The organism is Microbacterium sp. ANT_H45B (genome assembly GCF_008369345.1).
GTDB lineage: Bacteria > Actinomycetota > Actinomycetes > Actinomycetales > Microbacteriaceae > Microbacterium.
In genome coordinates, this window is sequence record NZ_VOBK01000003.1 from 622,788 (window position 1) to 647,923 (window position 25,136).

The 25,136-nt window shown below is 69.8% G+C and carries 19 protein-coding genes; 6 read left to right on the forward strand and 13 right to left on the reverse strand.

Features of this window, described 5'->3' with window-relative positions; genetic code table 11:
• Nucleotides 1-94: 94 nt before the first annotated feature.
• From FQ142_RS15100 to FQ142_RS15145, 7 genes are all read right to left on the reverse strand, one after another.
• On the reverse strand, nt 95-709 hold the full coding sequence (locus FQ142_RS15100; protein ID WP_316502322.1) for a CDP-alcohol phosphatidyltransferase family protein: 615 nt from the start codon (nt 707-709) through the stop codon (nt 95-97).
• A gap of 98 nt (nt 710-807) precedes the next feature.
• Entirely contained in the window at nt 808-6,156 is a 5,349-nt protein-coding gene (locus FQ142_RS17720) for a PKD domain-containing protein (RefSeq protein WP_188042429.1), read from the reverse strand.
• 95 nt (nt 6,157-6,251) lie between these two features.
• Nucleotides 6,252-6,890 carry a hypothetical protein gene (locus tag FQ142_RS15125; RefSeq protein WP_149423951.1) on the reverse strand — a complete coding sequence of 213 codons (639 nt, stop codon included), beginning with the start codon at nt 6,888-6,890 and terminating at the stop codon, nt 6,252-6,254.
• A 56-nt stretch (nt 6,891-6,946) separates the two neighbouring features.
• On the reverse strand, nt 6,947-8,224 hold the full coding sequence (locus tag FQ142_RS15130; protein WP_056413240.1) for an O-antigen ligase family protein: 1,278 nt from the start codon (nt 8,222-8,224) through the stop codon (nt 6,947-6,949).
• Entirely contained in the window at nt 8,208-9,533 is a 1,326-nt protein-coding gene (locus FQ142_RS15135; protein ID WP_188042430.1) for a hypothetical protein, read from the reverse strand. The genes FQ142_RS15130 and FQ142_RS15135 overlap by 17 nt, the downstream gene beginning before the upstream one ends.
• 59 nt (nt 9,534-9,592) lie before the next feature.
• Nucleotides 9,593-10,801: a lipopolysaccharide biosynthesis protein gene (locus FQ142_RS15140; protein ID WP_149423953.1), complete on the reverse strand. Its 1,209-nt coding sequence runs from the start codon at nt 10,799-10,801 to the stop codon at nt 9,593-9,595.
• Nucleotides 10,802-10,850: 49 nt separating this feature from the next.
• The gene (locus FQ142_RS15145) at nt 10,851-12,026 is read right to left on the reverse strand and encodes a glycosyltransferase (protein ID WP_149423954.1); all 1,176 of its coding nucleotides are present in this window, start codon (nt 12,024-12,026) and stop codon (nt 10,851-10,853) included.
• A gap of 172 nt (nt 12,027-12,198) precedes the next feature.
• Between FQ142_RS15145 and FQ142_RS15150 the strand changes: the two genes are divergently transcribed.
• Nucleotides 12,199-12,660, forward strand: coding sequence for an adenylyltransferase/cytidyltransferase family protein (locus FQ142_RS15150; RefSeq protein ID WP_149423955.1), 462 nt, complete (start codon nt 12,199-12,201; stop codon nt 12,658-12,660).
• A gap of 67 nt (nt 12,661-12,727) precedes the next feature.
• Here FQ142_RS15150 and FQ142_RS15155 read toward each other — a convergent pair whose 3' ends face one another.
• Nucleotides 12,728-13,117 (reverse strand): SIP domain-containing protein, encoded by a 390-nt coding sequence (locus FQ142_RS15155; protein WP_149423956.1) that lies wholly within the window; start codon nt 13,115-13,117, stop codon nt 12,728-12,730.
• A gap of 110 nt (nt 13,118-13,227) precedes the next feature.
• Between FQ142_RS15155 and FQ142_RS15160 the strand changes: the two genes are divergently transcribed.
• From FQ142_RS15160 to FQ142_RS15170, 3 genes are all read left to right on the forward strand, one after another.
• Nucleotides 13,228-13,488: a glutaredoxin family protein gene (locus FQ142_RS15160; protein ID WP_149423957.1), complete on the forward strand. Its 261-nt coding sequence runs from the start codon at nt 13,228-13,230 to the stop codon at nt 13,486-13,488.
• A gap of 49 nt (nt 13,489-13,537) precedes the next feature.
• Nucleotides 13,538-14,917 carry an MFS transporter gene (locus FQ142_RS15165; RefSeq protein ID WP_188042431.1) on the forward strand — a complete coding sequence of 460 codons (1,380 nt, stop codon included), beginning with the start codon at nt 13,538-13,540 and terminating at the stop codon, nt 14,915-14,917.
• 61 nt (nt 14,918-14,978) lie between these two features.
• Entirely contained in the window at nt 14,979-16,730 is a 1,752-nt protein-coding gene (locus FQ142_RS15170) for an aldehyde dehydrogenase family protein (protein ID WP_149423958.1), read from the forward strand.
• A 29-nt stretch (nt 16,731-16,759) separates the two neighbouring features.
• On the opposite strand, the gene pip is transcribed toward FQ142_RS15170, so the two are convergent.
• Both pip and FQ142_RS15180 read right to left on the reverse strand, forming a co-directional pair.
• Nucleotides 16,760-17,722, reverse strand: coding sequence for a prolyl aminopeptidase (pip, locus tag FQ142_RS15175; protein ID WP_188042432.1), 963 nt, complete (start codon nt 17,720-17,722; stop codon nt 16,760-16,762).
• Nucleotides 17,723-17,732: 10 nt separating this feature from the next.
• Nucleotides 17,733-18,617: a neutral zinc metallopeptidase gene (locus tag FQ142_RS15180; RefSeq protein WP_149423959.1), complete on the reverse strand. Its 885-nt coding sequence runs from the start codon at nt 18,615-18,617 to the stop codon at nt 17,733-17,735.
• 63 nt (nt 18,618-18,680) lie between these two features.
• Here FQ142_RS15180 and FQ142_RS15185 point away from each other — a divergent pair, with 63 nt between their 5' ends.
• Together FQ142_RS15185 and FQ142_RS15190 are read left to right on the forward strand one after the other, a co-directional pair.
• Nucleotides 18,681-19,670: a malate dehydrogenase gene (locus tag FQ142_RS15185; RefSeq protein WP_149423960.1), complete on the forward strand. Its 990-nt coding sequence runs from the start codon at nt 18,681-18,683 to the stop codon at nt 19,668-19,670.
• Between the two features lie 52 nt (nt 19,671-19,722).
• Nucleotides 19,723-20,193, forward strand: coding sequence for a recombinase family protein (locus FQ142_RS15190; protein ID WP_149423961.1), 471 nt, complete (start codon nt 19,723-19,725; stop codon nt 20,191-20,193).
• Between the two features lie 117 nt (nt 20,194-20,310).
• On the opposite strand, the gene FQ142_RS15195 is transcribed toward FQ142_RS15190, so the two are convergent.
• The 3 genes from FQ142_RS15195 to eccCa form a co-directional block, all read right to left on the reverse strand.
• Nucleotides 20,311-20,601 (reverse strand): WXG100 family type VII secretion target, encoded by a 291-nt coding sequence (locus FQ142_RS15195; protein ID WP_045254914.1) that lies wholly within the window; start codon nt 20,599-20,601, stop codon nt 20,311-20,313.
• A 19-nt stretch (nt 20,602-20,620) separates the two neighbouring features.
• Complete coding sequence (locus FQ142_RS15200; protein ID WP_045254915.1) at nt 20,621-20,932, reverse strand: WXG100 family type VII secretion target; 312 nt, start codon at nt 20,930-20,932, stop codon at nt 20,621-20,623.
• A gap of 151 nt (nt 20,933-21,083) precedes the next feature.
• A complete protein-coding gene (gene eccCa, locus FQ142_RS15205) occupies nt 21,084-25,073 on the reverse strand; it encodes a type VII secretion protein EccCa (RefSeq protein WP_149423962.1) in 3,990 nt (1,329 codons plus the stop codon).
• Nucleotides 25,074-25,136 lie beyond the last annotated feature (63 nt).

A 25,136-nucleotide genomic window follows, 5' to 3' on the forward strand; every position in this document is an offset into this window, starting at 1 on the left:
CGGATGATACGGCGGACTATAAAGATATGCCCTGAATGATACCTGTGCATCAACTGAGAGCAACACGGTCCGCGAAGAGAAGAGCCCGACTCCGTCAGCCGAGCGCGGACATCTTGCGGAACCACACCGCGAGCGCCGCCGCCAGATACAGGAGCGCAGCGAGGGCGAGCAGGCTGTAGACCACCACGAACCCCGGCGCCCATCCCCAGAACACGAAGGCGACGCAGAGGACGCCGTAGTCCGTGGGCAGTCCGAGCAGCGACCTGACGAGCGAGAAGCCACCCGACTCCGCCGCCTGAGGGACACCTCGCTTGCCGCGGAGCAGATCGTTGAGGATCATCCCGAAGAAGGTCACGGTCGAGACCACCGCGAACCCCAGCGGAATCAGCAGCCAGAGATCGGAGGCCAACGGGAAGAACCGGTACCAGCCGATGGCCACGGCGATCGGCAGAGCCACGAGCTTCGTGGAATCCAGCACGTGATCGAGCCACTCCCCCGCGAGAGAGCCCCCGCCGCGCAGCCGAGCCACCTGTCCGTCGGCGCTGTCCCAGGCGTAGCCGATCGCGAGCAGCAGCCACACCACGACGCCCAGGACGATCGACGGCGGGACCGTGGCCAGCAGGACGATCCCGGTGAAGGTGAACGCCGCGCTGATCAGCGAGACCTGATTGGGCGTGAGCCCGACCGTGTACGCCGCGGCCGCGATCACACGCCCCACGGGACGGTTGACGAAGACCGAGTACGCGGGGGCCCCACGGGCCCGGCCCTTCTGTGCGGCGGCCAGGCTCCGGTAGGCGTCTGAGAAACTCAGGGGGTCACTCCTCGTGCGATGAAGTTGTCGAAGGTGACGGTGTACGGGACGCTGGTGAAACCGGATCCCGCGTAGGTCGACAGTCCGACGTAGCCTGCACTCTGCAGCGCTGCGGTGGAATCGGTCGTGGAGACCTGCCAGGTGGCCGGTTCCGGCGATCCCGCCGCCCAGATCTTACTCTGGACCGTCGTCGTCCCGGTGCCGAATGCCTGCACTCGCACGTTATATACCGTCCCGGGGACGAAGGTGAACCCGGTCAGGTTCTGCGACACCAGCGCCGTACCGCCGCGGGCGAGCTGCGCCTGCACCGATCCGTCTGCGGCGATGAGCCACCGGGCGCGGTAGTCGTCCGAACCGACGACCCTCGCGAGAGCCGTGACGTAGACGCGGGCGCCCGTGGGCAGAGCCGGAGCACTCACCGTGAACGTCATGTCCGTGTTGGTCGAGGTGGCGGAGTTCAGCGTCGCGGTGCGGGTCTGCCCCGCGGCCTGCGTCGTGAACTTCGCCGCGCCGTTGTCGATCGACACGTTCGCGACACCGCTGGTCTGCGTCCACACGCCGCCTGTCTGCGCCGTCCCCAGCATGCCGTTGGCACGACCGAAGTCGTCGGCGGCGAACCCGGCGGCCGCCGCAGCCACCACCGTGACCGCCTTGGTCGAGACGTTCACCGCGCCGGCGTTGTCGGTGACGGTGAGGGTCACCGTGTAGGTGCCCGCCGCAGCGTACGGGTGCGAGGCGGTGACCCCGGTGCCCGTCGCGCCGTCACCGAAGTTCCAGGCGTACGAGGCGATCGTGCCGTCCGGATCCGTGGATGCGGAGGCGTCGAGCGCCACCGTGAGGGCGGTCGGGGTGGCGGTGAACGAGGCGACCGGGTTCTGGTTGGTCGGAGCAGCCGTCACCGTGACCGGGTTGGTCACCGTGGCCGTCGCGCCCTTGTCGTCCGTCACGGTCAGCTTCACCTGGTAGGTGCCCGCGGCGGCGTACGTGTGCGCTGCCGGCTTCGCTCCCGTCGCGGTGCCGCCGTCGCCGAACTCCCAGGCGTACGAGGCGATCGTGCCGTCGGCGTCGGTCGACGTCGAGCCGTCGACCGTGGCCGCCAGACCGCTCACCGCGCTGGTGAACGCCGCGACCGGTGCCTGGTTCGCGGGGGGCGTCGGGCCACCCGCCGTCGATCCTGCCCAGAAGTTGTCGAACCTGGTCTGGAATGGCACGTTGGTCACGGAGCCGCCCAGGTAGACGCCGATTCCGACGTGTCCGGCCGACTGCAGTCCCGCGGTGGAGTCCGTCGTGGTCGAGGTCCAGGTGGTGGGCTCGGTCGTGCCGGCCTTCCACACCTTCGCCCGTACAGTCGTCGGCGAGGTGCCGGTGGCCTCGGTGCGCAGGTGCAGCGCATCGCCCGCGTTCACCGTGAGGCCGGTGGCCACGTTCGTCAGCACCGTTCCCGTGCGCTGCAGCTGCAGCTGCACGCCGCCGGTGGCCGAGACGATGATCCGCGACTTGTAGTCCTCCGTGCCGACCCTGCGGGCCGAGGCGGTGTAGTAGGCGCTGCCGCCGGTCGGCCGCTGCGGCAGGACCACATCGACGTCGACCGCGGTGTCCGTCGACGAGACGCCGGTCAGGTACGCGTACCTCTGGGCTCCTCCGGCGGGCTGCTGGAAGGCGGCGTAGGCGCCGCTGACCAGGTAGTTGGATGCCGTGTTCGACAGAGTCCATGCACCACCGGTGTCGGCGGTGCCCAGTCCGCTCGCCGCCGTGCGGTTGAACGAATCGGAGGCGTACGTGGTCGCTCCCACGGGTGCCGTGACGGTGACGGACGCGGTCGTCTGCGAGGTGGCTCCCTCGTCATCGGTCACCGTGAGGGTGACCGTGTACGTGCCGGCGGCGGCGTAGGTGTGCGATGCCACCGTGCCGGAGCCTGCGGGGCTCGCGTCGCCCCAGTTCCAGGAGTACCCGGCGACGGTGCCGTCGGAGTCCTGAGAGGCGCCGGCGTCGACGTCGACCTTGAGGTCGCTGACCGCCGAGGTGAACGACGAGACGGGAGCCTGGTTGGCCACGGCCTGGACGATCGTGGACTCGGTGTCCGTCGCGCCCTTGTCGTCGGTGACGGTCAGGGTCACCGTGTACGACCCGGCCACCGCGTAGGTGTGGGTCGCCGTGGCGCCCGTGCCGTCAGGCGATCCGTCGCCCCAGTTCCAGCTGTAGCCGGCGATCGTGCCGTCGGTGTCGGTCGAGGCCGAGGCATCGACCGACAGGCCGAGCTTCGTCACCGCCGAGGTGAAGCTGGCCGTCGGCACGACGTTCGCGGGTGTGCCCGTGGTGCCCAGCGCGTAGTGCTGGGCGACGGTCCCCGCCGCGAGCGGCGAGAGGTAGACCGCGACCTCGTCGATCGATCCGTCGAACTCCCAGTCGCCGGGGCCCCAGGTGACGTCGCCGCCGACGTGCCAGTACCCGGTGTAGTCCTGGGCGCCGGTCTGACCGTTGGATCCCTGCTCCACACCGTCGACGTAGAGCCGCATGCCGGTCGCGCCCTGTGTGGCGACGACCTGATGCCACTGGTTGTCGTTGTACGACGCGGAGGTCTGCAGGGTCTCGGCGAACCCGACCCAGACACCGTAGATCAGCTTGCCGTCCGGCGTCATGTAGACGTGACGGTCGTAGCCCGAGGAGTTGCCGTCCGGGCTGTTGCCGAAGCCGATGATCTTGCCGCCGGTGGTGGTGCCCGTCTTGAACCAGGCCTCCAGCGAGTACGACCGCGGGTTGGTGAAGGCGTTCCGGCTGATGACCTGGCCGCCCTCGAACGACGCCGAGGTGTTGGCGACATCGGCGAGTGCGCCCGGCGCACCCTTGCTCACGCCGCCGACGTAGTTGCCCTTCTGGTTGTAGCCCGAGGCGTCCGCCGCGACGGTGCCGGTCGACTCGCCGAGTCGCCAGTACAGTGCGGGGTCGGAGCCGTAGACGGCTGCACCGTACGCGTCGGCGGGCGCGGTCGCGCCCTCGAGCTCGCGACCGGATGCCGTGTAGTGCGACGCGACCTGCTCACGGGTCAACGGAGCGCCGTAGACGGCGACATCGTCGATCTGACCGGGGAAGAAGGCCGCACCCGCCCAGGAGGTGTCGCCGCCGACGCGCCAGTATCCGTTGTAGGCCTGTCCCGACGTGACGTCGGTGCGCTGCGCCACGCGGACGCCGTCGATGTACAGCACCATGCCGCCGTCGCTGAGGCCCGCGGACATGTAGTGCCACTGACCGTCGTTGAAGGACTCCGCCGAGCTGATCGTCTGCGACGATCCGGGGTACACGCCGAAGGTGACCCGTCCACCCGGTTCCATGTAGACGTGACGGTCGTAGCTGCCGGACGTGCCGGTGGAGCTGCTGCCGAAGCCGACGATCTTGCCGCCGTCGGTCGCCGTGGTCTTGAACCAGGCCTCGAGGCCGAAGGTGTTCGGACCGGCGATCGCCGTGGTGGTCGAGGCGAAGCCCTCACCCGAGCCGTCGAACGACGAGGCCGGTCGGGTGTCGGACAGCATCGCGCCCGAGGTGCCGCGGGTCACGCCGCTGCGCACGGCGAGGTCGGAGGCTCCGGCCCAGTCGTACGAGAGCGTGGCCGAGGAGTCGTCGAGCGGCCAGTAGTTCAGCGGCGCGTCGTCGAGGACCGCGGTGCGGTAGGCGCTCGGAGCCGCGGAGCCCGTGGCCGTCACGGTCGCGGTTCCACCGAGGATCGAATGTCCCTCGTTGTCCGTGGCTCTGACCCGGTAGGTGTAGCTCGTGCCGTTCGTGACGGTGGTGTCGACGAAGGCCATCGGGGGCAGTCCCCAGTCGGCCGACTTCGACCGCACGTTCTCGAAGGTCTTGACGACCACGTTGTCGCGCAGCACCTCGTACTTGAGGAACTCGCTGTCGCGGTCGAAGTTGAGGGGCCAGCTCACGCGGATCGATCCGCCGGTGAGCGCCAGCGCCGAGGCCGGCCATGCCGTGTTCCACAGGGTCGGGCCCTGGGCGTTCGTGGACTTCTCGGTCACCGCGAAGCGGGCGAGGCCCTGCTGTCCGGTGAAGTTGACGCGTGTGAACTCGCCGCCGTAGACGAGGTACTCGCTGTTCGAGCTCACCGACCACGGTCCCTGCGATGCGCCGCTGACGTTGCCGGCGTTGAACGAGGGGAACCAGTGCAGCAGCTTGGGGGCGGGGTTTCCGCCGAACTCGTGGTATCCGAGGTTCAGGCCGTACGGCGTGGTGCGCGCGACGTCCTTCGACACGGCGATGCCGCGGTAGAACGACCACGGGTCACTCTGCGGGAAGCCGTCTTCGAGGCTGCCGCAGTAGTGCGAGTGGCCGGCCGCGTAGACCGTGTCGCCCATGGGCTGGACGTCGTAGGTGTCGCCGTGGCAGTCGTTGACCCACACGAGGTCGCCGCTGGCCCAGGAGGCACGGAAGGACCCCTCGAGGTTGCCGCCGTTGCCGAAGACGTATCCGGTGCCGTAGATGTCGTCGCCGCTGGACTTGAGCGAGAGGATGGCGGCGTCGAGTCCTGCGTTGCGCACGACGTTGTTCGCCGCGAAGGGCAGCAGCGTGGCGTCGGATGCCGACACCATCGCCAGGCCGTATCCGGGGTTGGAGCTGCCGTTGACCGTCTGGAAGTTGCCGCCGAGCACGACCTTGTCGCCCGCGGGAGAGACCGTGACGACCTTGCCCTGACGCTGCTCGAGGACCGGCGCCCAGGGCAGCAGCGATCCGCTGCGGGTGAAGGCCGCCGCACCCGAGCGGTCGTTGCCGGAGATGCGTCCGAATGTGCCGGTGATGTACACGGTGTCGTTCGTCGCGGCGACGCCCGACGTGACGCCGTTGGAGTTCGGGTTGAACGTCGAGAGCGTTCCGCTCGGAAGATCGAACGCGGCGACGCGGTTGCGCGTCTGGCTGTTCACGGTCGTGAAGTCGCCGACGATGTAGAGGCGCGTGCCGTCGGGCGACGCCTCGATCTGGCGCACCTGCCCGTTGATCGAGGGCGCGAACGACGTGATCAGCACACCGGTGCGGATGTCGTAGGCGAGGAGGTTCGACCGCGGCGTCTCGTTCGTGCCGGCGGCGGCCCCTGCGGGGCGGGCGCTGGTGAACTTGCCTGCCGCGTAGACCACGTTGCCGACGACGGCCTGATCCCAGACGATGCCGTTGATCTGCACGGTCGGCAGCGAATCGGCGGTGACCGTCTTCGCCTCGCCTGCCGGCGGACTCACGTCCGCCTGTGCCGGCGCGATCGCGACCAGCGATCCGAATGCGACGGCGAGCGTCATCGCGATCGCGACGAAACCCCCACGTGCGCGGCGTCCCCAAGACATTGCTGTAGTGCCCATCGTTCATCTCCCCAGATGATGGACCGTTCGTGCGCGACCCCTACTTCGGCACAGAACGATAATTCCCCAGTGAATCGTCGTTCGGAAGAGGTGACTTAAGGTCGCGGTCCGACGAAGACGACGTTTGGCGCAGAGGCCAATATATCGACGATAACACGGACGTCCCCCTCGGGAGAAGAGGGAACGGCAAACTGGAATACTGCGTCGGCGCTGCCGCCCGCGGCGATCGTCGGCGGCCAGATGGAGGTGCCCTCGCCGGTGATGCCCGACGCGGGCAGCCGGTCGTCGCCGCCATAGGTCATGGTGACGTTCGCCCCGGCGGTGTCGACCGCCTGATCCGAGCCGTTCACGAGTCGCAGCGTGACCTGCACGGCCGGACCGCTGGGTTCTCCAGGGATGTCTCCTCCGGCGGTGACGGACTCGATGGCGACGACCTCGGCCACCACTCCCTCCACAGCGGGGGCGGGCTCGTCGAGCGGCACCTCCGCCGCGTCATCCGGCTTGGCCACCGTGTCGGTGGCTCCCGGGGTCGGCGTCTCGAACTCGGTCGGCTGGGGCGTCGGCGTCGCGGCCGGCCCGGAGGTCGCTCCGGCACCGGGACCGGCCTGTCCTGAGCCGCCGTTGGCGATCACCCCCCAGACGATCCCGCCGACGAGGAGGACGCCGATCAGCGCGACCAGGGCCCAGCCGCGCCAGCCCATGCGCCGCTGCGATTCCGTGCGTGATTGCGCCACAGGTCTCCTCCTCCGCACGCCGATGCCCTGCGTCGAGGACGCGGACATCCGTCATTCTAGGTCAGAGCCGTCTGCCGAGAGCGGGGCTCTTCGACCCGATCGAGACGCAGACCGTCCGGGTCGTCCGAATGTCGGGAGCGATGGGTGAGCAGCGAGGCCACCGTGAAGAAGAGGATGAACGCCATCGCGCTGTCGACCAGGCCGCTCTCGGTGATCGATCGGACGATCACCAGGGTGAGCAGCGGAGTGAGCAGCCAGCGACGCCGCGCCGAGATCAGAGCGCTCGCGACGCACCACACGACGAGCGCGGCGATCAGGGCGGTGCCGATCAGGCCGGTCTGCGCGAGCAGCGAGACCCAGCTGCTGTCGAGCACCTGGGTGTCGCGCCATTTGATGTCGACCGGGATCTCCTTGGCCGAGAGCCCGATCCCGATCCACTTCTGCCACTCGGACCAGTCCCAGCCGAGCACCACCCGCCACACGTCGAAGCGCGAATCCAGGGCCGTCGACGTGTCGTTCGAGCCTGCTCGCGTGGCCAGGCTGCCGAAGACGTCGGTGAACGAGCCGATGGCGTAGCCGAGGGGCAGGGCGCCGAGGAGCAGGTAGAGCACACTGCGATCGCGGATGCCGTTGACCAGCACCGCCGCGACGATGCCGATCGCGATCGCGAGCAGGCCGATGCGCGATCCGGTGGCGACCGCGATCCCCACCAGCACGACGGTGGCGACCAGCCGCCACGCGCGCACCCCGTCGCGGAGCATCAGGATGACCAGCCCGACGAGGGGCGCTCCCACGAGTCCCGCCAGCTCGTTCGGATGGATCTCGGGAATGCCCCCACCCAGCCTCCCGCTCGCGGCGAGCGTCGGCACCCCGGTCACGGCGGCGACGAGGGCGACGGCCGCCATGGCCGAGAGCAGGCACACGATGCTGGTGACCCACGGCACGGTCGTGAGCAGGAACAGGATGGTCGCCATCACCACGAACATCCTGCCCACCAGCACGATGGTCGACGAGTCGTTGCCCGCGAGGGTCGAGCCGAGCGCGCTGACGAGCAGAGCGACGGCGATGATCCCGGCGGGCGCGATGCCGACGGACACGCGTTCGCGCGTCCTCGCGGCGAGCATCACCGTGGCACCGAGCGCGATCATGGCCAGCAGCGCCTTCGCGATCACCACCGTATCGATGCCGCCGCTGTAGATGGTCGCGCTCCGCCACGGGATCACGCTCACGATGAGCACCGCGTACAGCCCGCCGACGGCGACCATGCGCGCCGTGCTCGGGTGATGCGCGGACTGCTGCCGCGGCGCTCGCGAGGTGTCAGTCGGAGCGGACATGCGAGTCTCCCGCACCCGCGATGGCCGGGTCACGGTCGGAGATCCGCCAGGACTCGGCGATGGACCCGAGCGACTTCGCTCCCGCATTCACGATCACCACTCCGACGGGGTGGATGCCCATCACGCGCAGACGCGTGGTCACCGAGACGAGATCGGTCGCCGACGTCGAGTTGTTGCGCACGTTGAGGATCACTCCCGCGCCGGGTCCGACCAGACGCTCGATGAGCGCGGATGCACCGGGCTCGCAGATGACGATCACCACGTCGAACCGGTCGTGCAGCACGGCGAGAGCCACGGGCATCTCGGCGGCGAGGGTCTCGAGCGAGAGCGGCTCCGCGGCGACGAAGACGGCATCGCCCTCTTCCCCGTCGTCGGTGGAGACGTCGTCGAGCACCTCGTTGAGCGTGCGGCCGCGCCCGGTGACGTGAGTCTCCCTGGTGTCGATGACGCAGGCGGTGGCGCCGATCAGGCGCTGCGCCTCGAGCATCCCGGCGACTGCGTCGTCATCGATCGAGCCGTCCGAGGTGGGCAGCACGATGTGGGTGCGCACACCGCCGCCGGCGAGGGCGACGAGGTTGCCCGCCGCCTCTTCGTACGCCACGATCGCCGCCGAGTTCGAGTCCGGATGCAGGCGGCTGCGCCGCGGGATCTGGCCGATCACGGGCAGACCGGAGTAGCGGCGCACGTCGGAGATCGTGCGCAGCCTGCGGTTGGTGGTGGTGCGGTAGACCGCGACGATCGCACCGAGGGCGAGGCCCGCGATGGCGCCGAGGCCGGTGACGGCCGTGACCTGAGGAGAGATCGGAGCGAGCGGGGCGACCGCGGGCAGCACCTGATCGAGCGCCACGGTGTACCGCGCGTCGTCCTCGTCGTTCTCGGTCTCGCCGATCAGCTCCGAGAGGTGCGTCGCGGCGGAGTTGGCGATGTCGGTGGCCAGCGCGGCGGTCGGGGCGTCGGCGCGGACGACGAGGAGCACGGTGTCGGCCGTGTTCTCGGCCGACAGCATCCGCCGGATGTCGCGATCCGGGTACTCGTCCTCGTCGAGGTCGAGGTCGTCGCGCACGGCGTCGATGACCTCGGGGCTGTCGACCAGCGGCGGGTACGACTTGATGCGCGCGAGGCTGAACTGGTTGCGTTCGAAGAGCGAGGCCTCGGTCGAGTCGACCCGCAGCAGCAGGGTCGACGTCGCGGCGTACGTCTCGGGAAGCAGCTTGGTAACGAGCCACCCCATGCCCGCACCGAGCACGGCGAGCACGACGATGACCACCCATCCCTCGCGCAGGATCCGTCCGTAAGGGACATCTTCCATCGCCAACCCCCTCAGTCGAAGACAGGGCATAAACCTATCACTGGCCGCCGGGGCGGCCGTTACGGGGCAGGGCGCTCGGGGCGGCCGCGCGAGACCACGAGCGCGCGCAGACCGAGACCGCCGAGCATCGATGCGACGGCGAGGGCGAAGGGCAGGGTCGATGCCTCGGCGCCGAGCGCGATCATCACGACGGCCGCGGCGATCGCGAGGATCGTGTCGGAGAGGCGGATCACGAAGACCGCGATCTGCCGCCCTCCCACCGCGCCGAGCGCTCCGTAGGGGGTGACGATCGCGACCGACATCCCGTACGCGAGCCAGGCGATGACCGCGAGCGGATCGACCTGGACGTCGAACAGGAGCGGGCTCACCCAGGGGATCAGCACCACGGCGACGACGCTCATCAGCACGGTGCCCAGCAGCAGGAACAGCACGACGCGATCGGCCTCGCGCACCGAGCCGCCCGCACCCGCCTTGTGCTGGTCGGCGAAGCGCACGAAGAGGAACGACGACAGTCCGCTGATCACCAGGATCAGCGGCGACGTGTAGGTGCGCGCGGCTTCGAGCAGACCGACGGCGGTGAGCCCCGCGCCGGCGAGCACGAGCAGGCGCAGCACCGTGAACAGGCTCGGTCGCAGCACCTGCTGCAGCCCGCGCCACATGCCGTAGCGCCAGACGGCGGCGAGGTCGGCTCCGCGCAGACCCACCAGGTGACGTTCGCTGCGGGGCATGAGCCGCCAGCCGATGAAGGCGGCGGCGACCTGACCTGCCGCGATGCCGCCGAGGAAGGCGGCGAGCGTCAGGGTGCCCGTGGCATGGACGGTGAGGATGACGGCGAGCGCGACGACGAAGCCCGCCAGGTCGGTGAGCGCCGTGCGCACGAACGACAGGTGCGCGATGAGCATGCGGCGCACGATCTCCTCCACCGCGAACGCCGCGAGCGCCAGGGCGAACAGAGCCGATTCGAGCACGTCGGAGAATCCGGTGAGCCAGGCGATGAGGAAGGACCCGACCGCGAGCAGCACCGAGGTGATGAGCAGCATCAGCTCGAGCCCGGCGCGGATCGCCCGCTGCGACCGTTCGAGCACGACGAGCGAGTCGCCGACGAGACCGGTCACGACGGCGGTCGCGACGATGACCACTCCGTAGAGGATCGCGAAGCGACCGTACTCCTCGATGCCGAGCAGGCGCGCGACGAGGATCTGCAGCAGCAGACCGATGCCGGCCTGCGCGGCCTGCGCGATCACGGCCCCCAGAGCCTTGCGTTTCATCTCGCCTCCCCGCCGAACATCCTCGCACGCGAGCGGGGGTGCGCGAGTCCTACAGCTCGCCCGGCTTCATCGCCTCGGAATCGATCGCGCGGATGATGCGGATCGTCGCTGTGTCGGGCTTCGGCTCGGCGGCGGCATCCGACGGGCGGGTCCTGCGCGGCGCGTAGACGACCAGGGAGTGGAACAGGAACCTCGCGACGAACGCGACGATGAGCGACAGCCCTGTGGCGAGCACGCTGGAGATGTGCCAGGTCTCGACCATCAGCGCCATCACCGGGATGCGCAGAGCGGCCTCGGCGTTGTTGAAGGCGAAGGAGGCGGCGAAGCGACCGCCGATGCCGCGGGCGTCGGTGCGCATGTCGGCGAAGACGAAGCGCTCCTGCAGCAGGAAGTTGCCGATGATGGTGACCTCGGCGCCGATGATCGCCGCCCAGATGTAGGGAACTCCGGTCAGGGTCAGCAGCCACATGATGCCCAGGTTGGCGACGGCGCCGATCAGACCGATCAGGGCGAACAGCGACATCTTGCCGAAACGCAGTCGGGCGAGGTGGGCGATGAAGGTGCCCCCCTGACGCAGACTCGCCTTCGACGTGCCGTGTCTGCGCTCGCCGAACTCCATCGGCACCTCGGCGATGCGCAGATCCGTGCGGGCGAGGATCTCGAGGAGGATCTTGAAGCCCTGCGGCTTGAGCGCCGCCAGGTCGAGTCGGCTCCGATCGACGAGGAAGAACCCCGTCATCGGGTCGGTGCTGCGGGCGAGCCGGATGGGGAACATCGCGCGGGTCAGCCAGGTCGCCAGCCGCGACACGCCGAAACGCACCGCCGTGCCGAGACCGCTGGTGTCACCGCCGCCCACGTACCGCGACGCGGCGACCACGTCGGCATCGCCGTCCGCGTGACGGGCGAGCAGGGCGGGCAGGAGCTCGGGCGGATGCTGCAGGTCGCCGTCCATGACGATGCAGAGGTCGGCGGCCGCGGCCTCGAGCCCGACCAGCACCGCCCCACCGAGACCACCGGTGTTGTGCTCACGGTGGATGACCCGCACGGGCAGCGGAGCATCCGCCGCGACCCTGGCGATCTCGGATGCGGTGTCGTCGCCGCTGTCGTCGACGAAGAGGATCTCCGCGTCGTACGCGGCGAGCGCGACCGCGGTGCGCGCAACGAGTTCTGCGACGTTGTCGCGCTCGTTGTAGGTCGGCACGATGACCGTGACCGGTGTCGCCACGAGCCTTTCCCTTCCCCCTGTGCAGACCGAAGAGCCCGCGTTGCGGGATCCATCGTTCCACGGGTTCCTGTGCGGGAGGAAACCGGCACCTGCTACACTCGCTCCGGTGCGGCTGTGGGAGTCGCTGGCGGATGGGGATCCGCCTCTGGGGAATTACTGATCTGGGGAGATCATGGGGACGCGCATCGGCTATGCCGTGGGTGCTTTCGACCTGTTTCACGTCGGGCATCTCAACCTTCTTCGTCACGCCAAGCAGCACTGCGACGTCCTCGTCGCGGGTGTCGTCAGCGATGAGATGCTGCGGCAGGTGAAGGGCATCGAGCCCGTCATCCCGACCGCCGAGCGCGCGGAGATCGTGCGCCACATCTCGTTCGTCGACGACGTGTACGTCGAGACCACTCCGTCGAAGATGGACTCCTGGCACGATGTGCGGTTCACGCACTTCTTCAAGGGAGACGACTGGCGCGGCACGGACAAGGGCCTGCGCCTCGAGCGTGACTTCGCCGAGGTGGGTGTCGAGGTCGTCTACTTCCCGTACACGGCGCACACGTCGAGCTCGTCGCTGCGGCGCGCGCTCGACGCGATCTCGGCGGGCGCCACGGTCGGTGGCACGCCCGTCCTCGCGACGCGCTGACACGCGGATCCGGCGCCGGCGCGTCCGCTCCCCCGACGATGTGGGCGCGGACGCGACGGCGTCGCTCTCAGTTGGCGACGCCGAGCAGGCTCCGCGCCATCCGTGCGACGTGCGCCGGTGTGTGCGCGCCGAGCCAGACGGTCCACTGCAGCGGCGGCTCCGCGCACGTCCATTCGACGCACCATGAGTGCACGGCGTTGGCCAGTCGTTCGCCCTTGGCGTGCTGTCGCGCGCCGTCGCCCCGGAGGAGCCAGCGCACCGACATGCCCTCGGGCACGTCGATGTGCCGGAACTGGATGCGCGCCGCGGCCTCGATCAGGACCACGCCCTCCGCATCCCACGGCAGCCGTGCGGTGATCGCGGCGATGGCGGCGTCCGTCGAGTCGCCCGCGATCAGCACCACGCCGTCGATGTTCTCCCAGTCCGGATCCTCGAGGTGTTCGCAGCCAGTGGTCATGAATCCAGCATAGGTAAGGCTACCCTTAGTACGCAACGCCTGGTGCGCGATCGCGCTGCCCGATGCCCGTTTCGGCGCCCGCTCAGCCGTGCGGACGTACCCTGGAGGACATGACCTCCGCAGAATCCACGATCACCCTCTTCGGCGCCGACTGGTGCCGCGACTGCATCCGCACCAAGAAGCAGCTCGATTCGCTCGGCATCGAGTACACCTACATCGACCTCGTCGCGGAGCCGGCGGCCGCCGATGTCGCCAAGGAGATCTCGGGGCGCACCAACATCCCCGTCGTGGTCTACCCGGACACCTCGCACCACGTCGAGCCGTCGAACGCCGACGTCGAGGCGAAGCTGCGCGAGCTCTCCCTCATCTGACCGGAGACTCCCCCTCAGGCGGGGAGTCCCCCACCGCTACACTGGCGCGATGAGCTCCGTGGCTCGGCCGGAACGCGCATCCGTCCGTCTCTCCCCGCGCACGATCGCGCTGTACGCGGTGGGCTCGCTCGGCACCGGCGGCTACGCCACCCTTCCCGGGCTGGTCCTCACCTACTTCCTCACCGACAACCTCGGTGTCGCGGCCCTCGTCGCGGGCCTGATCGTGACGGCGGCGAAGGTGTGGGACGTCGTGATCGATCCGCTGATCGGTGCGGCCTCCGACCGCCAGTACGCGCGCACCGGCTCGCGTCGCGGGTTCATGGTCGTGGGGGCGCTCACGCTTCCGCTCTTCTTCGCGCTGACCTTCGCGGTGCCGCCGTCCTGGGGGCCCACCGCCGGAGCGATCTGCGTGTTCCTGGCGTTCCTCGCCACCGCCACCTCGTTCAGCCTCTTCCAGGTGCCCTACGTGGCGCTGCCCGCCGAGCTCACCCGCGGCTACGACGAACGCACGCGCCTGCTGGGCTGGCGGGTCGTCGTGCTCACCGCCGCGATCCTGCTCTTCGGAGCAGGCGGTCCCGAGCTGCGCCGTGCCGGCGCGGACCCGGTCGCCGGGTACCTGCTGATGGGCGTCGTCGCGGGCGTCGCGATCGGGGTCGGGATGCTCATCGCCTCCCGCACCGCGGATGCCGCCCCGCTGCCCGGCGCGGAAGCACCGCCCGAGGCGGCCGTCACCGCCACCGGGTTCCGCGCCCCCTACACGGCCGGCCTGCAGACGCTGCGGCGCAGTCAGCCCTTCCGCGCGCTGCTGGGCACGTTCCTCCTGCAGGCTCTCGCGACGGGGACGATGCTCGCCGCCGCACAGTATGTCGCCACCTGGGTGCTGCGCAGCGAGGATGCGGTCACCCTCGTGTTCCTGTCGCTGGTCGGCCCCGCCCTGGTCGCGACCCCCGCATGGACCGCGGTCTCCCGGCGGATCGGCAAGGAGCGGGCGTTCGCCATCGCGAGCATCCTGTTCACGGCGGCCTCGGCGACGCTCGTGATCGCCGCCTGGCTCCCCGGCGGGTGGATGTACGGCTCGATCGGGATCGCGGGCATCGCGTACGCGGGGCTCCAGTCCCTGCCGATGGCGATGCTGCCGGACGTGATCTCGCACGACGAGCAGCGCAGCGGCAAGGGCCGGGCCGGCACCTTCACGGGCGTGTGGACCGCGGGCGAGACCATCGGCTTCGCCCTCGGTGCGACGACGGTCTCCCTGACGCTCGCGGCCACCGGGTACATCTCGACCGTCGCCGGCACGACCGCGCAGCAGCCCGACGCCGCCGTCGTCGGCATCGTGATCAGCTTCAGCATCCTGCCCGCGGTGCTCATGCTCGCGAGCCTGCTGACGCTGCGTCGATACCGGCTGCGCCGCTCCGACATCGAGGCGTGAGGCATCGACGCGTGACTCGCGGGCGCGGCCTAAGCTGGGATCCCGTCAGAAGGAGACGCCGATGACTTCCGCGACCGCACCCACCGGATCGATGAGCCCGGAGCTGGACGACGGAGAGCGGGCCCGCCTCGATGAGGCGATCGGCGAGCTGCAGGCGGGCAGCCGCACCTGGGCGGCGCTGACCCTCGCGCAGCGCGTCACCCTGCTCCGCGGCGTGCGTACCGGTGTGGCCACCGCCGCCGAGGACTGGGCCAGGACCGCCGCCGCCTCGAAAGGGCTCGACGGACGCCATCCGCTGCGCGGCGAGGAGTGGCTCAGCGGACCGTACAGCGTGCTGGGCGCCCTCGACGCCTGCATCGAGACGCTCTCCCGGCTGGCGCACGGGACGAATCCGCTCGACAGCGTGCGCATCGACCGTGCGCCCGGCGGACGCACCCGCGTGCACGCGTTCCCCCTGACCGGGATCGACCGCATCCTGCTCTCGGGCTACACCGGCGAGGTGTGGCTGAAGCCCGGCACCACCCCGAGCCGCGCCAGGGCGACGGCCGGACTCGCGCAGCGCACGCCGTCGGAATCCGGGGGCGTCGGGCTCGTGCTCGGAGCGGGCAACATCACCTCCATCCCCGTGCTCGACGTGCTGTACGAGCTGCTCGCCCACAACCGCGTCGCCCTGCTGAAGGTCAACCCGACACAGGACGCCCTCGTGCCGGTGTACAAGCGCGCACTCGCCCCGCTGATCGGCCTCGGACTGCTGCGCATCGTGCGGGGCGGCCCGGCGGTCGGCGCCTACCTGACCGGGCATCCCGAGCTGGTGCACGTGCACATCACGGGGTCGGCGGCGACCTTCGACGCGATCGTCTGGGGGACGGGGGCGGATGCGGTCGAGCGCCGCCGCACGAACACCCCCCGACTGCAGAAGCCCATCACGGCGGAGCTCGGTGGAGTGTCGCCGATCATCATCGTTCCGGGCGAGTGGACGGATGCCGACCTCGCCTATCAGGCGGAGCACGTCGCCACCATGCGCCTGCAGAACAGCGGCCACAACTGCATCGCCGGCCAGGTGGTGATCCTGTCGTCCGACTGGGCGCAGGCAGACGACTTCCGCACGGCACTCCGACGGGCGTACGCGAACGCCCCCGAGCGGCCGACCTGGTATCCGGGCGCGACGTCGCGGATGGACCTCGCGACCGACGCCTACCCCGACGCTCTCGTCCTCGGCGATCGGCTGCTGGTCGAGATCGCGGAGGGCGAGGATGCGGCGGCGCTGCAGCGCACCGAGTACTTCGCGCCCGTCCTCGGCGTCGTCTCCGTTCCCGGCACCGGGCAGGAGTTCCTCGACACCGCCGTCGCCTACGCTAACGAGCAGCTGCAGGGCACGCTCGGCGCGAACCTCCTGATCGACCCGGCGACCGAGAAGAAGCTCGGCGCCGGGTTCGACCGCTCCGTGGCGGCGCTGCGCTACGGCTCGATCGCCGTCAACGGCTGGACGGCCTTCGGCTTCCTCACGCCGACCCTCACCTGGGGCGCGTTCCCCGGAAGCACGATCGACGATGTCGGCAGCGGGATCGGCGTCGTGCACAACGCACTGCTGCTCGACGACGTCGAGCGGTCGGTCGTCCGCGCTCCGTTCCGGCCGTTCCCGCGATCACTGCCCCTCGCCAACGGCGGCGGACGCTTCACGATCCTGCCGAAGCCGCCGTGGTTCGTGTCGTCCCGCACCGGCGCGGCGGTCAGCGAAGGACTGACCCGCTTCCGTGCCGACGGCGGCGTCCTCGGACTCCTGAAGACCCTGACGGCGGCGCTGCGCGCCTGACGATCGGGATCAGCCGGCCGATGTCGACGTCAGCCGGCGAAGCGATCGGTCGCTGCCCGCAGCGCACGCTGGATGCCGGGCTCGGCCGCCGAGTGACCGGCATCGTCGACGACCACGAAGTCCGCCTCCGGCCAGGCCGTGTGCAGATCCCAGGCGGTCATCATCGGCGTGCAGACGTCGTGACGCCCCTGCACGATGACGGCGGGGATGTGTCGGATGCCCTCGACGCCGGCGATCAGCTGCCCTTCCGTCCACCAGCCGCGATTCACAAAGAAGTGGTTCTCGATGCGGGCGAACGCCGTCGCGGTGCGCGGGTCCGACATCGCCTCGATCTGCGCCGCATTCGGACGCAGGGTCACCGTCGACGCCTCCCACCGCGACCACGCGACGGCGGCGGGCTCGTGCACGGCGGGGTCGGGATCGAACAGCCGCCGGTGATACGCCCGGATCAGGTGCGAGCGCTCCAGCACCGGGATGGGGGCGATGTACTCCTCCCACAGATCGGGGAACAGTGCCGCCGCGCCGCCCTCGTAGAACCACTCCAGTTCCTCGCGACGCAGCGTGAAGATGCCGCGCAGCACGAGTTCGCTGACGGCATCCGGATGCGCCTGCGCGTAGGCGAGGGCGAGGGCGCTCCCCCACGACCCGCCGAACACCTGCCACTGCTCGACCCCGAGATTCCTGCGCAGCAGCTCGATGTCGGCGATCAGGTGCGCGGTCGTGACGAAGCGCAGATCGGCGTCCGGCGCGCTCGCATGCGGGGTGCTGCGGCCGCAGCCGCGCTGGTCGAACAGCACGATCCGATACACGGCGGGGTCGAAGAACCGCCGCTGCCAGGGCGAGGTGCCGCTCCCGGGCCCGCCGTGCAGGAACACCACGGGCTTACCCTCGGGATTGCCGCTGACCTCCCAGTACAGACGATGCCCGTCGCCGACGAGCAACTCGCCGGTCTCGTGCGGCTCGATCGGCGGATACAGTGCGTCCAGGTCCATCGCCGTCGCCCTAGAGCTCTGCGCCGGACACGGTCAGCGGATCGGCGCACACGTCGAGTCCGTACTTGTAGCCGCTGGCGAACCACCCCTGCCTCTGCGCGCTGGTGCCGTGCGTGAAGCTCTCAGGGTTCACCGATCCTGACGACTGCTGCTGGATGTTGTCGTCACCGACGGTGTTCGCCGCATTCAGAGCATCGGTGATCTCGGCCTCGGTGGGAGTCTGCAGGTAGGGGACGCCGTTCTTGTCCTTCTCCTCGGTCATCCGTCCGATCCAGGCACCCGCGTAGCAGTCGGCCTGCAGTTCGATGCGCACGCCGTTGCTGTCCGGGCCCGTGCCGTTGTTCGGGTACCGGTCCATCACGCCGGTGATGTACTGGATGTGGTGGCCCCACTCGTGGCCCACGATGTACAGCTGCGCGAGATCCCCCGCGGATGCTCCGAACTGCTGCTGCATGAGGTCGAAGAACGTCGGGTCGACGTAGACCGTCTCTTCGGGCGGGCAGTAGAACGGCCCGACCGCGTTCGACGCGGTGCCGCAGGCGGTCGAGGTCGCGCCGTCGACGATGATGAGCTGCGGGGGACTGTACTGGTCGACGCGATCCTCCCAGAACCCGTCGAGCGCGAGCTGCGCGCTCGCCACCCGACAGTCGACGTCCTCGTTCGCGTCCTCACCGGTCAGGCAGTTCTCGATCACGCTGCCGCCCTCGGGCTCGGAGCCGCCGCCGGGGGTGCCCGTGCCACCGAGCAGACCGGTCAGATCGATGCCCAGAAGAGGCCCGGCGATGAGGGCGATGAGGCCGAGCAGGCCGACCCCGCCCGCCCCTGCCACGACGGCCCCGCGGCCCCGTCGGCGAGCGGTGTTGCCGGAGACGTCGGCGTCTGGGTTGAAGGTCATGCCACGAGGGTACTCCGCACGACGCCCCGCCCGGACCGCCTCGCCCGGACGTAGGCTCGGGTCATGACGACCACGATCACACTGACCGGTGCCGGCGGACAGATCGGATACGCGCTGCTGTTCCGCCTCGCCGCCGGCGACCTCCTCGGGCCGGAGGAGAAGGTGCGGCTGCGACTGCTGGAGATCCCTCAGGGGCTGGGTGCGGCCGAGGGGGCGGCGCTCGAGCTGCAGGACGGCGCCTTCGGCCTGCTGGAACACGTCGAGGTGACCGACGACCCCGCCGTGGGATTCGACGGCGCCGACCTGGCGCTGCTGGTCGGCGCCCGCCCTCGCGGCCCCGGCATGGAGCGCGGTGACCTCCTCGCCGCGAACGCCGGCATCTTCGGACCGCAGGGTGCCGCGATCGCCGCGCACGCCGCCGACGGCGTGCGCGTCACGGTCGTGGGCAACCCGGCCAACACGAACGCGCTCATCGCCGCAGCCGCGGCCGACGGCGTCCCCGCCGAGCGCTTCAGTGCCCTGACCAGACTCGACGAGAACCGCGCGAGGGCGCAGCTGGCGCAGACCCTCGCCGTGCCCGTCGACACGGTGCGCCGAGTCCCGATCTGGGGCAACCACTCCGCGACGCAGTTCCCCGACGTGTCGTACGCGACCGTCGCCGGCCGGCCGGTGACGGAGGCGCTCGAGCGCATCGTCGGCGACGTCCCCTCCTGGCTCGAAAAGACCTTCATCCCCCGAGTCGCGAAGCGCGGGGCCGAGATCATCGCGGTGCGCGGATCGTCGTCGGTGGCGTCGGCCGCGAACGCGACGATCGAGCACGTGCGCGACTGGGTGCACGGCACCGACGACTGGACCTCGGCGGGCGTCGTGTCGCACGGCGAGTACGGCGTGCCCGAGGGCCTGATCTCGTCGTTCCCGGTGCGCGCGGTCGACGGAGAGTGGCGCATCGTCGAGGGCCTCGACGTCGGTGACTGGGCACGATCGCGCATCGACGCCTCCGTCGCCGAGCTGGCCGAGGAGCGCGAGGCGGTACGAGCCCTCGGGATGCTCTGAACGGTCGCCACGGACGGCTCCGGCAGGGCAGAATGGATCCCGGAGGTGCGCGATGAGCGAGACGATCGATCCGATGAAGGCGACGGCATCCGTCGACGAGGCCCTGACGAGTCCGCTGCACCTGCCGCACGCGGCCGCGGAGTGCCCGAAGTGCTTCACCGAGCTGCAGCAGAACCGCGACTTCTGGGTCGCGCGCCCGGACGGGTCGCGCCTGGTCGGGCTCGTCGTCTCGCGAGAGGGCATGCCCTCGGTCGTCGAGCAGCGTGAGGACCTCACCCGGTTCGGGGTTCCCATCGAGGGATTCCGTCACCCGGCCCCCGACATCCTCGAGTCCTGGAGCGACCGGCTCTCGCGCCTCATCGCGACGCTGAAGCCCGGCGACGTCCTCGTCGTGGCGAACATCAACGCCCTCGGACGCGACGCCGAAGAGGGAGTGCGCGCCGCCAAGGAGCTGCGCAGCCACGGCATCATCGTCAAGGTGCTGAGCCACGACGCCCGCCACCTGGCCGACGCCGCCCGCTGAGCCGCGCGGCACATCACCCCGGGCACAGCCGCCGACCCGCAGCCCCGTAGACACAGAGAGAGCCGGCTGTCACCCCGTGAGGGGCGACAGCCGGCTCGAACTCTCACCGGGTGATGATCACCAGCGGTTCATGTTCCTGTTCTCGTTTGCCTGACCGTCCTGCGAGTCCTGCGAGACCTGACGTCCGATGTCGTTCAGGAGCGCCTTCATCTCGGTCAGGGCCGCGTTCCACTTGGCCTTGGCCTGGATGTACGCCTCGGAGGCCGAACCGGTCCAGTCCGCCTGGAGCGGCTTGAGCGCGTCCTCCATCTGGGAGAGCTTGTTGTCGATGTTGTTCGCGCCGCGAACGAGGTCGGCACCCGCCGTGTCGACGGCGCCGAACTGCATCTTGTATCCGTTACCACTCATGATCTTTTTCCCTCCGGTCTCAGCCGAGACGGCCCATGAACTTGTTCTGCGACTGCGCAGACGTGTCGTCGGTCTGCGTGTAGGCCGACTGCGAGTCGCGCAGGTTCTGCTCGAACTCGTCCAGAGCGTTCGTGATGCGGCGGGACTTCTCCTGCCACGCCTGGAAGGTCTGCGTGAACGCCGCGGCCCCCGCGCCCTGCCACGACGATCCGATGCTTGACAGCTGAGACTGAATCGAGTTCAGCTCGCCGATGATGTCCTGCTTCGAGCTGCTGACGATCCCGGCGCCCCGCTGCAGGGCCCCATCCGCTGCAGAAATCTCTCCGCTCACGGTCACCTCCTGGTCGTATGGGCGAAACCGCCCTGTGTGAGTCAGCCCCGGAGGGCCGTGCCGCCGATGTTTCGGTGACAAGTAACACCATACGGCGCTCGTGCGCGTATGCCCATGGGTAGCTCTGCCCACCCTGCGTGCCGACTGCTCGCTACGGGTGCGACGACGGGGCGAAGGCGAGCTGCATGGTCTGCAGCCCGCGTTCGCGGGTGATCACCCTGGCGCGCCCCGGCACTGCCGGCGTCGCCTTCACGTTGCCGATCAGCGGCCCCTCGTCGGGGCTGCCCGAGAGCAGGATGCCGGGAGCCGCAAGGTCGCGGAGCGTCTGCATGACCGGCTCGAACGTCGCCCGTGATGCGCCACCCGAGCGGCGGGCGATGATCAGGTGCAGTCCGACGTCCGTCGCCTGCGCCAGAAGCGGCTGCAGCACGGCGATCGGATTGCCGGACTGCGTGTTGACCAGGTCGTAGTCGTCGACGAGGACGTACACCTCTGCGCCCGTCCACCACGAGCGGTCGCGCAGCTGCTGAGGCGTGATGTCGGGCCCCGGCATCCGCCCTCGCAGGTACTCGGCGAGACCGCCCAGCTCCTCCGACGCCTGCTGCGCGGTCGTGTAGTACCCGGCGAGGTACTCCTCGGGGATCTCCGACAGCAGCGCACGCCGGTAGTCGACGACGAAGATCTGCGCCGACTGAGGAGTCGTCGTGCGCATCACCTCGTGCGCGAACGTGCGCAGGAAGCTCGACTTGCCCGACTGGCTGTCGCCGAACAGATACAGGTGCGGGTTGCGTCGCACGTCGAACGCGGAGGGGGCGAGCGCCGCCTCGTCGACGCCCAGAAGCACCTGGTTCTGCAGCGGGGTGCCGGCAGCCAGCTGCTGCAGCGTCGAGAGCTCGAGCATCTCGGGCAGCAGACGCAGCTTGGGGCCGCGGGGACCCTTCCACGCCGCGTTCACGCGCTCGATCAGGTGTTCGACGCCCTCGCTGAGCGTGTCGGGATCGCCGGACCCGTCGACACGCGGCAGAGCGGTGAGCATGTGGTGCTTCGACGGCGCGAGTCCGCGACCGGGACGGCTCACCGGCACGTTGACGGCGACCTTGCGGTCGATCTCCGAATCGCTGGTGTCGCCGAGGCGCAGTTCGAGCTTCGACCCGAACGTGTCGCGGATCGCGGTGCGGAAGTCCATCCACCGAGAGGTCGTCGCCACGATGTGCACACCGAAGGTGAGCGCCCGCCCTGCGAGCGACTGGATCTCGAACTCCATCTCGTCGAACTCGGCGCGGATCGTGGGCCAGCCGTCGATGATGAGGAACACGTCGCCGTAGCCGTCATCGGCCCGCCCCTGCGCGCGCAGACGCCGATAGGTCTCGATCGAATCGATCGAGTTGGCCGTGAAATAGCGCTCGCGCGCGTTGACGATGCCGACGACCTCCTGGAACATACGTCGGAGGACGTCGGGCTGGTTGCGGCCGGCGACACCGGCGACGTGCGCCATCTTGGCGAACGGCACGAACGTTCCGCCGCCGAAGTCCATGACGTAGAACTGCACCTCCTGCGGAGTGTGCGTCAGTGCGATGCCGGTGAGCACGCTGCGGGCGAGGGTGCTCTTGCCGCTGCGCGCGCCACCGACGATCGCGAGGTGGCCGCCCGCACCCGTGAGCGTCAGCGTCAGCCGATCGCGACGCTGCTCGAGCGGTCGGTCCACGGTGCCCAGCGGAATCGTGAGAGGGCCGGCCTGCCGCCACCGCGGCGAGATCAGTCCGAGCTGCGGGTCTTCGACCAGATCGCCGAGCATCTCGTCGAACGTCGCCGGCACGTCGAGCGGAGGCAGCCACACCTGGTGGGCGGGCATGCTGCGCCCCTTCATCTGCGCGACGGCGATGTCGAAGGTCACCCGCTGCTCGGGCGCCTCGCCCCGCACGACGTCGAGGGCGGGAGCCTGATCCTCGGAGTTCTCCTGCTCGAGCACGGGTGCCGCCGTGAACGACCTGGCCTCGATCGCCCGGACCTCCGCCCCGGAACCGTCGGCCTCGGCCGTCGCCCCCGGCTTGCGCCGGCGGGTCTTGGGCGGGGCCGACACGTACGCGGCACGGAACTGCGTGAGGGTCTCGGCATCCGACTTCAGGATGCCGTGGCCGCCACCGCCGGGGAGCGTGAACGCATCGGGGACGCCGATGACCGCGCGCGAGTCGGCACCGGAGAACGTCTTCAGACCGATCCGGTACGACAGGTGGGAGTCGAGTCCGCGCAGCTTGCCCTCTTCCAGCCGTTGGGTCGAGAGCAGGAGGTGCACCTGCAGCGATCGACCGAGTCGGCCGATCGCGACGAACAGCTCGGTGAAGTCGGGCTTCGCGGCGAGCAGCTCGGAGAACTCGTCGGCGACGATCAGCAGCGCGGGGAGCGGCTTGAGGTCGGTACGACCACCCTTGCGGGCGGCCTCGTAGTCGGTGACGTTGGCGAAGTTGCCGGCATCGCGCAGCAGCTCCTGCCGCCGGGTCATCTCACCCTGGATCGCATCCTGCATGCGGTCGACCAGCGTGAGGTCGTCACCGAGGTTGGTGATGACGGCCGAGACGTGCGGCATGTCCGCCATGCCCGCGAAGGTCGCGCCACCCTTGAAGTCGATCAGCACGAAGTTCAGCGCCTCGGACGAGTGCGTCATCGCGAGCGACAGCACCAGCGTGCGCAGCACCTCGGACTTTCCCGAGCCGGTGGCGCCGATGAGCATGCCGTGCGGTCCCATACCCTGCTGGGCGGATTCCTTGATGTCGAGGATCATCGGCTGGCCGGTGCTCGTCAGCCCGATCGGGACTCGCAGGCGGTCGCGAGCGGAGCGGGGCTTCCACGCCACATCCGGGTCGAAGTCCCTCACATCGGGCAGGTTCAGCAGATCCGTGAGCTCGGCGCTGATCGTGCGAGCGCCACCCGCCTCCTCGTCCTGCGCGCTCTCGCCGAGACCGGTGAGGCGCCGCGCCACCGCTTCGGCCGAGCTGATTCCGAGGAAGTCGGGCGTCGCGGGGACCATGCCCATGCTGCGGCGGGCGACCGTGAGCTTCTCCCCGTCGGCGCCGTCGAGGATCAGGCGGACGGTGAGCGGGTCGGTGAGCTCCGCCCACTCGCGAGCGATGTCGATGACCGTGACGCCGTCGACGCCGCCCTCTTCGTCGAGGAGGTTGCCCGGGGGCAGTTCGACGCCGTCGAGGATGACGACGATGTGAGGCATCGCGCCCCCGCCGCGACCGCTGACCGGACCGCGCGAGCGGATGTCGGCGATCAGAGGCTCGACCTCGGCCCACGACGAGCCGATGCGGCGGGCACCGCCGACAGCGTCCTTGCGGCTGTCGGACTGTGCGTGCGGCAGCCACTTGGACCATTCCCAGTACGGCAGGTCCGCCGCCGAGGCGATGACGGCGACCTGCAGATCCTCGGGCGCGGTGAAGGTGGTGAGATGCGAGACCATGGCGCGAGCCAGCCCGCGGCCCCGCACGATGTCGCCGACGACCTCGATGCGTGCACACGTGCTGATGTTGAGTCCGAGGGGCAGGTCAGGCACCTGGTCGTGGGTGAGCACGAAGCGGTGCGCCGCGGATGCGCTCACCGGGTCGAGCTGGGCGAGCGGCGGGATGGGGGCCTCGTCGAGCGTCATGGCGAGGGGCTGCGTGGCCGTGCCGACACGGGTCACCAGGAACTGCGGGTCACCGGCGGGGCGTTCCCACACCCGGGATCCCTCCTCGGCGACGAAGGGCAGGGAGTCGGGTGCGGGCAGCATCCACTCCTCGTACCGGCGCTGCCGCGAGGCGACCTCGCGCACCGCGTCTCGCGTCTCGGAGAGGTAGGCGAGGTACTCGCGTCGCGTGTTCTCGACGTTGGTCGAGTGCTGCGACTTCTGCCGCCACATCTGCCCGCCCACCATCGACAGGGCCATGAAGAGGAACAGACCGCCCATGATGTACGTGCGGGTCGCGTCTCCGCCCTGGGTGAGCGAGAGCACCGCGACCGAGCCGAGGCTTCCCACCATCGGCAGCGCCATCATCAGGGTGTTCGATGCACCTTCGGGCTTGGGCAGCTCAGGTGCCTGCTGCAGCGTGAGCTGTCCGCCTGCCGGCGGTTTCGGCGCGCGGCGGTTGCTGGTGATGCTCACGACTGGCCCTCCTCGAGTCACCTACTATTGTGTCAGGATGCCGCGCGGAACCGGCATTGTGCG

What these genes read in the sequence shown, in the direction of transcription:
- FQ142_RS15130 (WP_056413240.1), bottom strand. Translation starts at nt 8,224, where the DNA reads ATGTCCGCTCCGACTGACACCTCGCGAGCGCCGCGGCAGCAGTCCGCG.
- FQ142_RS15135 (WP_188042430.1), bottom strand. Translation starts at nt 9,533, where the DNA reads ATGGAAGATGTCCCTTACGGACGGATCCTGCGCGAGGGATGGGTGGTC.
- FQ142_RS15150 (WP_149423955.1), top strand. Translation starts at nt 12,199, where the DNA reads ATGGGGACGCGCATCGGCTATGCCGTGGGTGCTTTCGACCTGTTTCAC.
- FQ142_RS15165 (WP_188042431.1), top strand. Translation starts at nt 13,538, where the DNA reads ATGAGCTCCGTGGCTCGGCCGGAACGCGCATCCGTCCGTCTCTCCCCG.
- FQ142_RS15185 (WP_149423960.1), top strand. Translation starts at nt 18,681, where the DNA reads ATGACGACCACGATCACACTGACCGGTGCCGGCGGACAGATCGGATAC.
- FQ142_RS17720 (WP_188042429.1), bottom strand. Translation starts at nt 6,156, where the DNA reads ATGGGCACTACAGCAATGTCTTGGGGACGCCGCGCACGTGGGGGTTTC.
- pip (WP_188042432.1), bottom strand. Translation starts at nt 17,722, where the DNA reads ATGGACCTGGACGCACTGTATCCGCCGATCGAGCCGCACGAGACCGGC.
- FQ142_RS15155 (WP_149423956.1), bottom strand. Translation starts at nt 13,117, where the DNA reads ATGACCACTGGCTGCGAACACCTCGAGGATCCGGACTGGGAGAACATC.
- FQ142_RS15190 (WP_149423961.1), top strand. Translation starts at nt 19,723, where the DNA reads ATGAGCGAGACGATCGATCCGATGAAGGCGACGGCATCCGTCGACGAG.
- FQ142_RS15170 (WP_149423958.1), top strand. Translation starts at nt 14,979, where the DNA reads ATGACTTCCGCGACCGCACCCACCGGATCGATGAGCCCGGAGCTGGAC.
- FQ142_RS15140 (WP_149423953.1), bottom strand. Translation starts at nt 10,801, where the DNA reads ATGAAACGCAAGGCTCTGGGGGCCGTGATCGCGCAGGCCGCGCAGGCC.
- FQ142_RS15180 (WP_149423959.1), bottom strand. Translation starts at nt 18,617, where the DNA reads ATGACCTTCAACCCAGACGCCGACGTCTCCGGCAACACCGCTCGCCGA.
- FQ142_RS15160 (WP_149423957.1), top strand. Translation starts at nt 13,228, where the DNA reads ATGACCTCCGCAGAATCCACGATCACCCTCTTCGGCGCCGACTGGTGC.
- FQ142_RS15195 (WP_045254914.1), bottom strand. Translation starts at nt 20,601, where the DNA reads ATGAGTGGTAACGGATACAAGATGCAGTTCGGCGCCGTCGACACGGCG.